Source organism: Njordella calcicola, assembly GCF_056494125.1.
Genome location: NZ_CM151396.1, coordinates 1,621,963 through 1,636,050 on the forward strand (window position 1 = coordinate 1,621,963; position 14,088 = coordinate 1,636,050).

At 50.6% G+C, this 14,088-nt stretch carries 12 protein-coding genes; 7 read left to right on the forward strand and 5 right to left on the reverse strand.

What is annotated here, in order from left to right; all coding sequences use genetic code 11:
- Nucleotides 1-31 precede the first annotated feature (31 nt).
- From SH302x_RS06150 to thiD, 3 genes are all read left to right on the forward strand, one after another.
- Complete coding sequence (locus tag SH302x_RS06150; RefSeq protein ID WP_479367851.1) at nucleotides 32-1,072, forward strand: DUF1559 family PulG-like putative transporter; 1,041 nt, start codon at nucleotides 32-34, stop codon at nucleotides 1,070-1,072.
- Nucleotides 1,065-1,532: a hypothetical protein gene (locus tag SH302x_RS06155; RefSeq protein WP_479367852.1), complete on the forward strand. Its 468-nt coding sequence runs from the start codon at nucleotides 1,065-1,067 to the stop codon at nucleotides 1,530-1,532. The genes SH302x_RS06150 and SH302x_RS06155 overlap by 8 nt, the downstream gene beginning before the upstream one ends.
- A gap of 152 nt (nucleotides 1,533-1,684) precedes the next feature.
- Nucleotides 1,685-2,524: a bifunctional hydroxymethylpyrimidine kinase/phosphomethylpyrimidine kinase gene (gene thiD / locus SH302x_RS06160; RefSeq protein ID WP_479367853.1), complete on the forward strand. Its 840-nt coding sequence runs from the start codon at nucleotides 1,685-1,687 to the stop codon at nucleotides 2,522-2,524.
- Between the two features lie 152 nt (nucleotides 2,525-2,676).
- Here thiD and SH302x_RS06165 read toward each other — a convergent pair whose 3' ends face one another.
- The gene (locus tag SH302x_RS06165; protein ID WP_479367854.1) at nucleotides 2,677-5,337 is read right to left on the reverse strand and encodes a spermine/spermidine synthase domain-containing protein; all 2,661 of its coding nucleotides are present in this window, start codon (nucleotides 5,335-5,337) and stop codon (nucleotides 2,677-2,679) included.
- A gap of 351 nt (nucleotides 5,338-5,688) precedes the next feature.
- Between SH302x_RS06165 and SH302x_RS06170 the strand changes: the two genes are divergently transcribed.
- Nucleotides 5,689-6,918: a GTP-binding protein gene (locus tag SH302x_RS06170; RefSeq protein ID WP_479367855.1), complete on the forward strand. Its 1,230-nt coding sequence runs from the start codon at nucleotides 5,689-5,691 to the stop codon at nucleotides 6,916-6,918.
- Nucleotides 6,919-7,560: 642 nt separating this feature from the next.
- On the opposite strand, the gene SH302x_RS06175 is transcribed toward SH302x_RS06170, so the two are convergent.
- Nucleotides 7,561-7,950: a hypothetical protein gene (locus SH302x_RS06175; protein WP_479367856.1), complete on the reverse strand. Its 390-nt coding sequence runs from the start codon at nucleotides 7,948-7,950 to the stop codon at nucleotides 7,561-7,563.
- Nucleotides 7,951-8,259: 309 nt separating this feature from the next.
- On the opposite strand from SH302x_RS06175, the gene SH302x_RS06180 reads away from it, so the two are divergent.
- The 3 genes from SH302x_RS06180 to SH302x_RS06190 all read left to right on the forward strand — a co-directional run bounded on the left by SH302x_RS06180 (nucleotide 8,260) and on the right by SH302x_RS06190 (nucleotide 10,462).
- Entirely contained in the window at nucleotides 8,260-8,508 is a 249-nt protein-coding gene (locus SH302x_RS06180) for a hypothetical protein (protein ID WP_479367857.1), read from the forward strand.
- A 90-nt stretch (nucleotides 8,509-8,598) separates the two neighbouring features.
- Nucleotides 8,599-9,159: an RDD family protein gene (locus SH302x_RS06185; protein WP_479367858.1), complete on the forward strand. Its 561-nt coding sequence runs from the start codon at nucleotides 8,599-8,601 to the stop codon at nucleotides 9,157-9,159.
- Between the two features lie 175 nt (nucleotides 9,160-9,334).
- Entirely contained in the window at nucleotides 9,335-10,462 is a 1,128-nt protein-coding gene (locus tag SH302x_RS06190) for an A24 family peptidase (protein WP_479367859.1), read from the forward strand.
- Nucleotides 10,463-10,479: 17 nt separating this feature from the next.
- Here the strand turns inward: SH302x_RS06190 and zigA are convergent, their stop codons facing one another.
- Genes zigA through SH302x_RS06205 form a run of 3 tightly spaced genes read right to left on the reverse strand, consistent with a single transcriptional unit; the run spans nucleotide 10,480 to nucleotide 14,061 of the window.
- Nucleotides 10,480-11,679 (reverse strand): zinc metallochaperone GTPase ZigA, encoded by a 1,200-nt coding sequence (zigA, locus tag SH302x_RS06195; RefSeq protein ID WP_479367860.1) that lies wholly within the window; start codon nucleotides 11,677-11,679, stop codon nucleotides 10,480-10,482.
- Nucleotides 11,680-11,695: 16 nt separating this feature from the next.
- Nucleotides 11,696-12,349 carry a hypothetical protein gene (locus tag SH302x_RS06200; RefSeq protein ID WP_479367861.1) on the reverse strand — a complete coding sequence of 218 codons (654 nt, stop codon included), beginning with the start codon at nucleotides 12,347-12,349 and terminating at the stop codon, nucleotides 11,696-11,698.
- Complete coding sequence (locus SH302x_RS06205) at nucleotides 12,343-14,061, reverse strand: nucleoside recognition domain-containing protein (protein ID WP_479367862.1); 1,719 nt, start codon at nucleotides 14,059-14,061, stop codon at nucleotides 12,343-12,345. The genes SH302x_RS06200 and SH302x_RS06205 overlap by 7 nt, the downstream gene beginning before the upstream one ends.
- Nucleotides 14,062-14,088 lie beyond the last annotated feature (27 nt).

Here is a 14,088-nt window from a genome sequence, read left to right on the forward strand (position 1 = left end):
TCCAAGACCCCTTGTGCCCATGAAAGCGTTTATGAATTCGCCGACCTCACTGACTAGACCACGTCGACCGCAGGCTCAGTCGGCATTTACACTGGTTGAGCTACTGGTCGTCATTGCGATCATTGGGATTTTGGCCGCATTGCTTTTGCCTGCCGTGAACAGTGCGCGTGAAGCAGCACGGGCAGCTAAATGCAAAAGCAATCTGCATCAGATTTCGCTGGCCACTGACTTGTTTTGCGAGACCTTCAAAGCATACCCGCCAGCACGTTATCAAGCACAACCAGGCAGCGACCCAGAGTTTGCTTGCGGTGGCTCGGAATCAACTTGGCTGGTTCGCATCATGCCATTTTTGGATGAAGCGGCTGTGACGCATCAATGGGATCAGTCAAAGGCTTATTCAGACAACTCCGATATTATTCGCAGCATCGCGACGGCGGTTTATCGTTGCCCATCCCGCCGCACAAGCTCGCAGTCGGTTGGGCAAGGCATTGTGACTACCGCCACGACGGAATTTATACGGCTACCATGTGGTTGCAAGATTCCGAAACCTGGGATTAGCACCGCTTCGGCTCGTGGCGCAGTTGGGGACTATGGAGGCAATCATGGCGATCTATCGCCGGGGTCATTTGGATTACCAACGGACTTCTATTATGGTGGTAACGGCACAGGCGTCATCATCACCAGCCATGCGCGTTGCGACGGTGACAAACCTTATGACTGGGCAGATCGCGTAAACCATGCCTCCATTACCGACGGCTTAAGCAATACGATCGTCGTTGGTGAGATGCATGTTCCAATTGGCAAGTTAACGCAGTCGCCGCAAGACGCCTTTATTTTCAACGGCGATCAGTTCCAAAACTCAACCCGCGTCGGTGGGCCGACGGTTCCGATTGTCGAAGACCTTTACGACGAAGAAAACGGATTAGTCTCATGGGGTAGTTGGCATTTGGGTTTGTGCCATTTTGCATTTGCGGATGGCAGCGTTCGGTCTATCGGCACCAGCATCGATACAGAGACCTTGGGCTACCTATGCAATCGACGCGATGGTGAATCAATTGTACGTCGTGACTAGTCGAAAATGCTTTGTTTTGATGCTGGCTTTGTTCGCCTTTACAGGATGCTCGAAAAGTCCAACGACATTTCCTGTTGTAGGCAAGGTCGTCTTTCCGGATGGCCAACCCGTACATGTTGGTAACATTGAACTGCGTTCCAGAGACACCAAGATTAACGCTCGGGGTTCAATTCAACCCGATGGAACCTTCACGCTGACCACTTACCGAAAAGGCGACGGTGCCGTTGTTGGCTTGCATGACTGCGTCGTCGTGCAAATGGTTGTGGCAGAAGATGTGACCGGTCATAAACCCAGTACCTACGGGGTAATTGATCGAAAGCATTTTTCTTATGCGACCTCAGGCCTTTTTGTCGAAGTGAAGCCGGAAAAGGAAAACCGCGTAACTTTAGTGGTGGAACGGATTCGTAAAGATCCAGAGGCGGCAAAGGAAAAACATTTGCACGGGTCCGATGCGAAGTGATGCTTCTGTTCACGGCAAGTTCATCAAGCGATGGTCGGTGTATTTGCATCTTCGAATTCCACGCTGAGGCTGGCAATTCAACGGGCTTGCCCGTTTCTGCTAATCGGCTAGAGTCAGTAGTCTGTACAAAAGCTACTCAATGGATTTGATATATGACCGAAGAAGGTACCGCAACGAATCGAAAGTTCCAGCCTAGAGCAATTGCGATGACCATCGCTGGCTCGGACCCCAGCGGTGGCGCTGGATTACAAGCAGATTTAAAGACTTTCCAACAGTTAGGTGTCTATGGTGCCAGCGCGGTGACTTTGCTGACAGTACAAAACACACAGAACGTAGAACGCATCGAAATGCTTTCGCCGCAGCTTGTGCTGGACCAAGTCGAAGCGATCGTCAGCGATCTGGATATCGCGGTGGCCAAGACGGGCGCTCTCGGAAATGCATCGATTATTGATGCTGTTTGTGAACGTTCAGCAGCCTTTGATTTTCCCTTGGTCATCGACCCTGTCATGGTTAGCAAACATGGTCGATTGCTGGTGGAAGATGACGCCATCGAAGCTTATCGGAACTTGATGAAGCGAGCGTTTTTGGTCACTCCCAATCGGTTTGAATTACAGCAGTTGACTGGAATCGAACTAGTGGATGAAGAAGCGGTTGCAAAGGCGATTCACGATTTGCATATTCTGGGTGCCCGTTATGTTCTTGTTAAAATGGGTCCGCGTGACGGCTCATCGCATCACATTTTTGGTGACGGGCAGCAAAATCTTGCAATCAACGTCAACCGGTTTGATACGCTGCATACGCATGGAGCTGGCTGTGTGTTGTCTGCAGCCATCACGGCGATGATGGCATTTGGGCACGAAGACCTGCTGAAGATCATCCACCAGTCCATAGAATTGGTGTTGCATGCGATATTCAATGCACAGCCGATCGGTAAAGGAAACAGCCCCGTCGAAACTCGCATCATGGAATTTGCGAGCTTGCGACAAGGCTGATGATGCGGAGTGGATCGATATGAAACACTGGCCTTGATTTTTACGAATGAAATGGATCGGGGCTGCAATCACGACTGCTAAACTTGCTAGCCACCATGAGCACGTACCTGTTGACGGGAAATTGTTGAGCTCCGCCGATCATTGAGACGTGATTATTCCATGCGACGCCACGCTGCGCTTGCTGATGGCCAGCGTGTCCAGTCCGCCGATTGGTCATTTAAGATGGTGTCAGGAAGCATTCTCGAAAGTTTGACCTCCAATTCCTTTACGATTGGATGCTTTGTCTTCACCGCAAAATCATACTCTTGAAGTCCATTTGCAAGAGCCGTCATCGAGGCTGCAGTGGTTGGTGAAACTAGCGTTGCTCGCAAGCCACGGCAGTACTCGATCCATGCTCCTTCTCGCAGATACTTGTTATTGGAAGCTTTCACGATGCGCTGGTAAACCGTCGAGTACTCGAACGAGGCATCTCGTAACGAAATAAAATGTTTGCGTCGGTTCGCTTGGTTACCTACACGCCCCAGGTACAGCAGTTGGATGCCTTCTACATTTCTCAGTACAGGATCCTGCAACACGTTCGACGACGACAGTGATTGGCATCGCTGACGGATCGAATCCCAATCGACCTCCGACTCAGAGTTGCCGGACGTGAAGCCTACCAGGCCTAGCATTGGGTTTCCGCTTTCGAATCCATTCATGAACAGATGCGTGTTGGGAAAAACGGAATGGAAAGTGTCCATGATTTGTTGAATTTGTGGTTGAGTTAATTGATAAACTGCGAGCCACTGACAAAAGATTCCGCCATCTCGAAGCGCTTGGCGACAGCAAGTGAAGTGCTCTTTGGAATAAAGTCGACTTTCACCAGGAGCCCAAGGCAGGAACAAGTCGGCTGCAATCACATCGAATTGGCTAACACTCGCGGCAATCGCCGTCCGCCCATCCTCAATCAGGACGCTAGCTTTTGGATGCTGTAATATTCCATGGTTGTATGCAGAGAAATATTGGCCCGCGGTTTCTGCGACCAGCGGCGACAATTCGATGGCCGTCACTTGCTCCAATTCCTCAAAGGGTATGACCGCCCCGGCGGTGATACCAGTTGCTAGCCCAATGCAAGCGACATGCTTTGGAGACTCGTGCAGCACAAAGGGCAGCAGAGTTTGCCGTTCTTGCGCATACCGCACTTTGGTGCCGCCCAGGCTGTATTGATTGGAGACAAGTATGAAACGTTCGTGCTGCTGGTCGTCGACAGTGGCAACCACGCCTTCTCGCCCAAACTTGACGTCTACCACGTTCAGTGTCTCTGGCAAATTATGTATCGGGAGTGGCTCTGTCCAATTTCTTGCGATGTAAGATGCCAGCAGCAGTACTGCTAGCGAAGTAATCAACATTCTGCTGTCGATGGGCCGTTTGAACATGGCCGTCGTTGCTCGAGCCAATGCGACAGCCAGCAATAAATATCCGAGATAAATAATCGACCGATATAGTCCAAACGCCGGAAAAGCCAATCGTAAGGCAAGTTCAGCTCCAACGAATCCTCCCAAGCCATTGATTGCCAGTAGCAGTCCCAACGACTTTCCATTGGTACCAGTTAAGTTCGTTTGTACGGCTATTACAAGTGGAAAAACGAAACCTAATGCGAACCAAGCTAGGCCGTACGAGAGACCCACGAAGAGTCCAAGTTGCAAGATATACTCGGGAAGACTGTCGTTGATGATAAGCCAAGCGTTACTGCGGCAAAGCTTATAGAACACGGCGGGCGCCATGGCGATTGCGACGGAACTCCAAAGCAGAGCTCGCTGCAAATAAACGTTCGCATCCAAGAAACTCAATCGACCAAGGCTTGCCAACAGGAAGGCTGGAATACTTAACGCAAAGATGACCACTAGTAAGACGACAATGGGTACAAACAGCGACATCGTGGTCGCCAGGTAGACGTGCTGCAAGGCTAAAACCTCTAAGCCAATCGTAATGGCTCCAGAGATGAATGCGATGGGCAGCGTCCAGCCATAATGCTGCAGTAGATTTCGAAAAAACGACGGCTTGCGCAGCTCTGCGTCAAGCGTTTGCCCGCTTGTTGCAAGGTTGAGTTGGAGTTGATTAGACGTCACATGCGGCGAACTCGTTTTGTCGCCAGCAGCCCATAGCAGTATCAAAATGCCGATGCCAAAGTCGATCAGCGTTGCAAGTAGCATGTTGTTGATTATCCCCAGCAGAGGTATGCCGATGACAACACACAGCAGGATACCTGCGGCGCCTCCAAGCGTGTTGGAGGCATACAACCAAATACTTTTCTGCGCGGTGAAATTCGCATTGCTACGCGAAAGGCCTTCGGTCAGCATTGGAAAGGTAATGCCCATCGCCGCCGCGGGTGGAAAAACTGCAACAAAGGCAACGGCAAACTTGGTGAAGCTCCCTTGCCAGGAACTGAGTTGCGCAAGCCCCAGATAAGGCCAAATCCAATCGGTCCAGGCTTCTAAAAGAAGAACCGGAAGCGTGAGAGTTGCCGCTAGGATTTGGATGTAACCTGCCACAAGCAGCGGGCGTCTAGTGCGCTCAGCAACCAACGCAGCCACAGCGGCACCAGCGGCCAGGCCAAAAAAGAAGCAGCCAAAAACACGACTGGTCGACTCCGTGCTAGCACCTAGAACATCGATCAGTCGTCGTGTCCACAATGTTTGATGCATCAATGCTGCCATGCCGCTAGCGAACAGCAAACCTGCGACGGCCAGCAGATGTGGATGGCGGTGCATGGAGTTAGCAGGCGAGGCTTCGGGCGGTGGCAATCTTGGACTCTTCAACGATACATCAACCATCAAGTCAGCGTAGTGCAATTTCGACTGTCACAGATTGTGATACGGGCGTCGTGCTCAAGCAATCCCTTCGGCATGAAAACATGCGGGAATCTGACTTCGAAAAGCAATTTTGGAAATTGGAACTGCAAGACATAGACACTTGCTACTTCGGTGCGTGGAAAGCGCTATTGCGTCAAAGGTGCATATGCATATGATGTGCGTATGTGTTGGTTGGTCTAGGTTCAGGCAACTCTTCCAAGAGGTATGCTTGATCGGTCGAACAATCGATCAAGCGGATCATTGGTCTGCTTGTGTTGGTATCTAAGCTCAACGATCCATCCGGGTAAAACAATGTCAAGAGAAACAAAAACGATGACGCTCAGCAAGTTGCCGGTAACAGTCCTTTCTGGTTTCTTGGGAGCAGGGAAAACAACGCTGCTCAATGCGGTTCTCGCCAATCGCGAAGGCATGCGAGTGGCCGTCATCGTCAATGACATGAGCGAGGTTAACGTCGATGCACGATTGGTTCGCGATGGCGCGGCACAACTCAGCCGCGTTGATGAACAACTCATCGAAATGTCCAACGGTTGCATTTGCTGCACGTTGCGTGAAGACCTGTTGAAAGAAGTTTCCAATCTCGCACGGCAAGGAAAATTCGACTATCTATTGATCGAGTCGACGGGAATCTCCGAACCACTGCCAGTCGCAGAGACGTTCACCTTTGCCGATGAAGAGGCGATGAGCTTACAGGAAGTCGCTCGACTGGACACGCTGGTTACGGTGGTCGATGCTGTAAACTTCTTTGCAGAAATGGAGTCGATGGATGAACTCCGCGACCGTGGCTTAGGCGTCGATGAAACCGACGATCGCGATGTAGTGCATCTGCTAATGGATCAGATTGAATTCGCTAACGTCATTGTTATCAGCAAAGAAGACTTGGCAGGCAAAGAGCAAACCGATGCGATTGATAGCTTGTTGCGTCGACTCAATCCAACGGCCAGGATTGTCAGAGCTCATCGTGGAAACTTGCCTCTCAAAGAGATCCTCAATACCAATCTATTCAGCGAAGAGTGGGCCGCGAATCATCAGCAATGGCTGCTAGTGCCACGCGGATCAGAGACATCCGAGACCGAAGAATACGGGTTTGGCAGCATGGTTTTTACAGCTCGTCGCCCTTTCCATCCACAACGCTTTTATGAGTGGCTCAATGGCGATGGGTCCGATGGAATCGTGCGTTGTAAAGGTTGCCTATGGTTGGCTAGTCGTCACGATGATGCAGGCGAAATCTCACAAGCCGGAAGCATCTACTCGCTCTACAAGGCCGGTATCTGGGCCGCTTCAGTCGACCGCGAGCAGTGGCCAGACGAAGATCCTGGGTTTGCCGAGGAGATTGCCGAAGTATGGGAAGAACCGTGGGGCGATCGTCGCATTGAATTGGTCCTTATCGGTCAAGAACTTGCTCAAGTAACCGTGGAAGAATCGCTCCGCGATTGTCTCTTGAGCGATGAAGAGATGGAAGCTGGTCCTGCGGTCTGGTCCGCGTTCGAAGATCCGTTTGAATCTTGGGACGAGGAGGATTCGGAAGAAGGCGGTGACTACTAAGGCAAAGTTTCAGAGCTGTAGTAAGTCTCGTTTGGACGGCTTCTTGTCAAACCTTTTCTACGGTCGTGAGTTTTGTTCCTCAAGTGCAGGTCCAACATAGAGTCTTCCAACCCCAACGGGGTTTGATGTTTGACCGAGTTGCGGTCTTGAGGCGGTCGCTATCGGATTCAATCTTGCGCAAAAAGTAGCGTGTCAATACCGAGTTTTTGACAGCCCAGGGCAAGCCCAACGGTCGCCGAGAACTCGCCTTCACACAACAAAGAACGCTGTGTTGGGAAAGCGAAGCTGGGCCTTGTTCCCATTCTTTGCAATAGGATTGGTGCGCTAAGAGCGAACGAATTTTTTATGGCAGGAGAATCAGGGCAGTAGAATAGATTCCATGACCATTCTCCTGCCCCCATTCTCTTGCCCAGTCTTTGCAATGAGATTGTATCGCTAACGGCGTTCGCGATTCGCGAGCATGTCCGATTGGGGCTTGTCCCCATCGGACACCGCTTTGGTGTTCTAGACAGCATATTGATACGTAGCATCCGCGATGGAAGCAAAATTCACAGGTGAACTCGCCCCCTCACCATTGCCGCGCAATTCCATCGCGGCAGCGGATGCAGCATAAAATCTTGAACCGACGCATAAACGGTTACCTCAAGTGGCATCCTTCTCCTGTTCGTTTAGCCCGGTGTCAAATTCTGGAGATTGCTGCCGGCGATCATCCCTTAATGAACTCAACCACCGTTCGGCAATGGCAGAGAGCAGAATTGATCCCGACAAATGCAACACAATGATCACTAACGAGAGGAGGAAATAGAATGGATCGAAAATTCCAACCAGATAGGCCATGAATAATGGTATTCGTCCCAGCGAATTGCTGGGGGACATGCGAAGTTCAATTGTGGGAATGAAGAGGCCAACAAAAGCAAAGAAGCAAACGAGTGCCATAAACAGTCTCAAGTTTCTTGGGCGAAGTTGAAAACCACGCTTGGTGTTGCGTGAGACCGTTTCCACCGCTGGCGGCTGATACGGATTGTCAAGCATTATATTATCTCCATGTTCAGTAGCCCTCTTATTTGATGCGAACTTTAGCCTGATCGCGGAGCATGTTGCGTTAGACCAAACGCAATTGTCGCAGCAATTATCAGCGGCACGATCCCGGTCTCCGCTCAGATAGGGTTGGTTTCGGCGGTCAACTCTAGTTTAATCAATGTGATCGTCAGCCAATTGACACCCTAACCCAAAAGCAACGAAGTTCAGTATAATCTAGTCTAAGCTCCAAAATGCTATCGACGAATTTACCGTCTGGCATTGAGGGTGGACTATTTTGCGACTCTATTGAATGAAAATGCGATGGCTCGTGCATTAAATCCTGACTCTGAAGAAATGGGCATCGTGGCTGACGGACTTGAACGCCTTCTGGACGCAGTCGAGAGGGAAGTGGGGACTGAGATCGAAAAAGAGGTGGAAGAGAAGTACGCCGAAAAGTGGAATCGCTCAGGACTCATTAAGCGTTGGTTCTTGCTCCGCCAAATGGAACGTGAGATAGCACAAAAGATCCGCGAGCAAGCCCCCGACGTTTCTCCCTACGCACTTTTCTGATTGCCCGCTAGTGTGCTCTCTGTAAACTATATGAAATTGCAGATTCTAGGACGATTACATTTTCATGCGAAATGAAACTGGAGGACTAGGTTGGTAGATAATTCGCTTGGAATCGCAAACTACTACGACCGCAAGGACTACGCTGGATTTGGAACTCGCATATTGGTGATCGCCGTGGACTCTATTGTCCTAGTACTTATTGGCATAACGCTGTTTGTTCCCTATTTAGCATTGGCGGTCCCCATACTGGAACCCCACAATCAGATTCGATACTTTTTGTTAATCAGTGTGATCGCAACCTGGATCTACTTAGCCCCGGTTAAACGTTCTCAATTTGGGACCTTTGGATACCAATTACTACGCGTGAGGTTAGTCTCAGCCAAAGGTGGACGTCCTTCGCTCTTTAATATGACAATACGTATGCTTTTGTGGCTTTTTGGCCCCTTTAATATACTCTTGGATTTGCTTTGGCTGGGCGCGGACACTGAAGGTCAGTCGTTGCGAGATTGCTATCTGGGAACATACTTGATCAAGAAAGATGCCAAGCCGATTGGGACTGCGCCATTGCATTTGACGTATTACAACGCGATGGGTTACGCCTTTGCATACCCTCGGGTCTGTCGTCCTAAAGAAGTTTCTAATCGATTGTAGCGTTAACGAATTACCTGAAGTAGTGTTGGACCAACAGAGGAATCTTGTTACGTCGTTACTTTAGCAACCCAGATGCTCTATAAACATGGTTTCGCGCGACGGCCACGCCTTCCAGTTATGATAACGGGACTGCGTTATTTGTCATAGCATAATACTTGAGTTACAGATCACCTTCATGGACAACTTGAGCTCACGCGTAATGTTTCGTTGGATTGCGGCAGTCTTAGTGCTTGCCGCTCTGACGTTGTACATGGTGGTTATGCCCACAATCGAGTGGGTCCGCCAGCAATCGACAGATAAGCCGATGATCAGCGTCGTCGAAGATGAGCTTTCCGCGGGGCAAGAAATGCAAATTCGAGCAGCCAAGCTGGCGATTTTCGCGATCTTCATTTACGTCGGCGCATCTGTGGCCAGCTTTTTGAACGTGGTTGCTTACTGTGTCCCACGCGGAGAACCCTTTGCGCTACGTTCGTCTGCTTGCCCACAATGTGGAACCAAAATCTCTCGCATCGATAACTTGCCTATCCTCAGCTATCTGCGGCTTGGCGGCAAGTGTCGAGCTTGCCAAGTCACCATCCCGATTCGCTACTTTTGGGTCGAAGTGATTGGAGCGGCAATCTTCGGCTCCTTGTTCTTGTTCGAATTGGTGACCGGTGCTGCGAACGTGCCTGGCTTTCACGGTTATACCTACACTGGGGTTGTTTGGATTGTGCTGTATACCAAATGGGATGTCTTAGGGCTGTACTTCATTCACGCAGCGCTGTTATCGACATTGATGTTGTATTCGTTGATCGATTTTGATCGCCAAAATTTGCCGATGCGGTTTGCCATGGCAGTCCTGTTTGCATTTGTATCTGCGGTTATCTTTGTGCCAGAGCTGTTGCCAATCAACTTCAATGACTCGGTGGTCGCAGCTCGAACAGGATCCAGCCAGTCGGGTGTGGGTCGCTTGGCCAACTCGCTGATCGGGATGATTGCGGCCTTGGTATGCTCATCAGGCTTGGCAGTACTAGAAAAATATGCTTGGCGAAAAAGTCACACCGTCGATGAAGTTGGAACGCATGCTTGGAGTGCCGCGAATGGTTTTTTCGCTGCCTGGCTGCTGGTGGGGGGCGTGATGGGCTGGCAAGCTGTCGTGGCCATTGCATGCCTGTGGCTGCTGGTGAGATCGATTGCTTTGATTCTGAATCTTGCCATTCAATCCACTACTATACTCACGGGTACTAGCCTCCTATTCTTGCTGACTTGGCTGCATCATCCATTCTGGAAGTGGATTTTCATCACGGTCGGAAGTCAGTTTTGATGCATCGCGGATGGTAGTCAAGCACGAACAAGATTCCAGCTTGGGAATGGGTCCGGAAAGTAGTTCCATTTCTCAGGTCCGCGGTCCATCTCTTCATCGGTCAGTAAGCACTCTTGCAGGGAGTCGTAGATTCGTAGTTCATCCATCCCGATACCGATAAAGACAAGCTCTTGGCGGCAGTCGCCAACTTCCGAGTTCCAATTCCGTTCCATCGCTTTCTGAAAAACCGGATCATCAGGCCATTGGTCTTGGGGGATTGATGCCCACCAGAATCCCCCTGCTTCCAAACGAGCCACTCGGCCAGCTTGCGACCACACGCCGACTTTATCAAGTCGCGATGCAAGCCAGAAGAAGCCTTTCGATCGCAATACACCACTCCAATCGCCGTGCAATCGATCGTAGAATCGCTGTGGGTGAAACGGCCGGCGTGCTTTGTAAACAAAGCTACTGACGCCATACTCTTCCACTTCGCTGGCTCCATCGCCACGCATGGTCAATTGCCAGCCACGTGACAATTTGGCTTTCTCAAAGTCAAAACGTCCTGTGCCTAAAATTCTTTTGGGTTCGACTTGTCCAAACTCGCTGTGCAGCTTTAAGGCATAAGGGTTCAAGTGTTCTAAGAAACCTTCAATCTCGCCCAGTTGCTCAGCGTCCACAAGGTCGACCTTGTTGAGGATCAGGACATCGGAAAATTCGATTTGATCGATTAGTAGATCTGCAATCGATCGCGTGTCACCTTCCCCTGCCGCCTGTCCTGCCGATTGCAGATCGCGCGTGCTACGAAGATCTTGCATCAAGTTTGCGCAGTCAACAACGGTGACCATCGTGTCCAGTTCAGCCAGATCGCTGAGGGCCTGGCTCTCGCTGATCGCGAACGTAAAGGTGTCTGCGACCGGAGCTGGTTCTGAAATGCCGGTCGATTCAATCAGCAGGTAATCGAAACGTCCTTCTGAGGTAAGCTGCTTTACTTCCAGCAGCAGGTCTTCTCGCAACGTGCAGCAAATGCAACCGTTGGTCATTTCGATCAACTTTTCTTCCGTTCGACTAAGCTTTGCTTCACCTGCAGCGACCAGTTGCGAATCGATGTTGACTGAACTCATGTCGTTGACAATGACAGCGACGCGTAAGCCATCGCGGTTTGCCAATACATGATTCAACAAGGTTGTTTTGCCAGCTCCAAGAAAGCCCGACAATACGGTAACGGGAAGTTTTTTCATAACAGTTAGTGGGCGACTAAGATTGGGGGCGAGTAAACAGATTTTTTGCAACGCAATGAAGTTTATCTTGTGTCTGGGGCTGGTTAGCGAATGCGTCGAAGTGGTCCGCAATGTGAAAGCTCAGCGACCTCCAAGCGGAAGCAATCTGATCTGCTGTAACCACCATGCGACTGTCGTCATCCCAGTCGTGGAGCACTCGCTGCCGGTACGCAGTCCCGCGGAACCGAGCGATGATCCACGACTCGTAGTCCAAGATCCATTGCACCAGCGACATGCACATCCGGCGCATCACAGGCAAGTCAGCTCGTTCCACACGGCGACAGGGTGGTACGAGATCTAGTTTCCAAGGAAGAAGTTCTTCATGTCCGGCGTCGAACTGCAATGGATGAAAACTATAACGTTTTAGGAATAGCCCGCGTTTGCCTCTTTGCAGCAGAACTCCAAAGCCGCGTAAGATGAGAACGTCCCCGTTGTCCAGCATTCGTCGATACACACTTATGCATCTATGATAGTTTACCGGTGGGCTCAGCTTTTCAAATCCGGCCTGGCAAAGCAGGTTGCCTTGCTCATGTTCGATATCTTGGCCCCAACACCAAATCTGTTGGTCCAGCAGAGCGGTTGCGCATGCCAAGTCATGTTCGAAACAAAACGGCAATTGTTGCCTTACCATAGCAGCGCTCCACCCCAGGCCAGTATGAGCGAGAATGCAAGGGCATACATCGCTTGTACGCCTACCAGCTTCAACGCGTTCTTGATGCCAGTTTCTTTCGCAATCGTTAAGGCGGTGACTAAGCAGGGCAGTAAAACACCTGCAAGATAAACACCGGTCAAAACTTGTAACGACGTCATGGGAAAAGCCAGTCCTGAGTCGCTGGCGAACAAGAAGATGCCATCTTTGCGAATCGAAGCCATGATGATTGGCAATGCGGATTCGGCCGGAAGATGAAACAGTATCATGATTGGTCTCAAGTAAGCTGAAAGCGCATCCAAGAAGCCAATTTTTGCCAAGAACGAAGCCGCAATGCATATCAGAAAGAAGATTGGCAACGCCTGCTTTAAAAATTGCATGAATGTTGAACGGACTTCTCGCATCAATCCCCCGACTGAAGGCCACTGCATAAATGGCCTACGAGGGGTGACAAGAACGTTTAACCGATCCCGTGCTGGTAGAGGTGTCGTCAAGCGAACGAAGATCAGTGTGGTCACGCATAAATAGCATAGGAATGCTATGGCTAGAAGTAAGCTGGAGTTTCCATTTGCAACTGCCGCAGCAGACAGCACCGCTAGTGTCGCTGGTAACTGGTAACTGCATGCGGCGCCGAAAGAGATTGCTGCAATTGCGCTGTTCCTTGAGCAATTGGAGCACGCTCTGGTGCTGATTACAGCAGGCACATTACATCCGAATCCCATCATCACACGAACGATATCGCGCCCGCTGAGCCCAATGGGTCGGACCCACGGATCCAATGCATAATTCATTCGTTCAATCAAGCCCGTCGATTTATAAACACCTAAGATCAACGCAAACATTAGCACTGTGGGAAATGCCCAAACGAACAAGAAAGGGCCCATGTTCAAAAGGCCGTATCCGAAATCCCCTTGCTGGGCGGTCAGCGCCCAACTGAGCCAAGCAGGTAGGTTTAGATTTGCCCAACTGATCATTGGCTCGAACCAACCATTGACGATCGGATGCAAGGTGTCAGCAATTCGGTTCGCTCCAAAGATCGTTAGCATGGCAGGCAGAATTACGAGCAGGCAAGCTAGTAAAGGGCCAAGCCACCTGTTTTCTAACCATCCCTCTTTTGGTTCGATTCGCCATCCGGCACGAACGGTGGCAGCAGGTCGCAGAAATCGAGCTTTGCATGTCACGCTCGCTTCAAGGGCTTGGGTATCAGCCAAACTTAGATTCCTGCCATCGACGCAATGAATGGGCACGCCTAAGTCCCGCTTCAATCGTTCGATCATATCGGTCGCAGTCGGTCCGGGCTGAACTTTATCCCAAAAGGTGACGACGACCAGTCCGTTCTTGTTGTGCACCAGCGGAAGCAATTCGGCTAAATCATCGTCAAGCTGCGTGGCTTGAACGACCAGCATGATCGCGGTTGATTCAGCCAGCTTTTTTAATGCTACTTCCGTCGTCTTGGTGTCCGACTTGCGTAGGATACCGGGCGTGTCCACATAAGTGATGTGGTTACTTCGATACGATTCAACAAAAATGGTCGCACCCGCATAATTAGAGTGTTCGGGCGGCCGCCCCGTTAACGACGCGATCAATTGTGTTTTGCCAACACTTTCTTTGCCGACGGCTACGAGTTCTATCGGCAAGGTGCGAGATGCTGCGCAGTGATCCGTTGGCGAAGATTCCGAGAGAGCTAGGGACATGGATAGTTCCAATGGTTAAGTCCGATG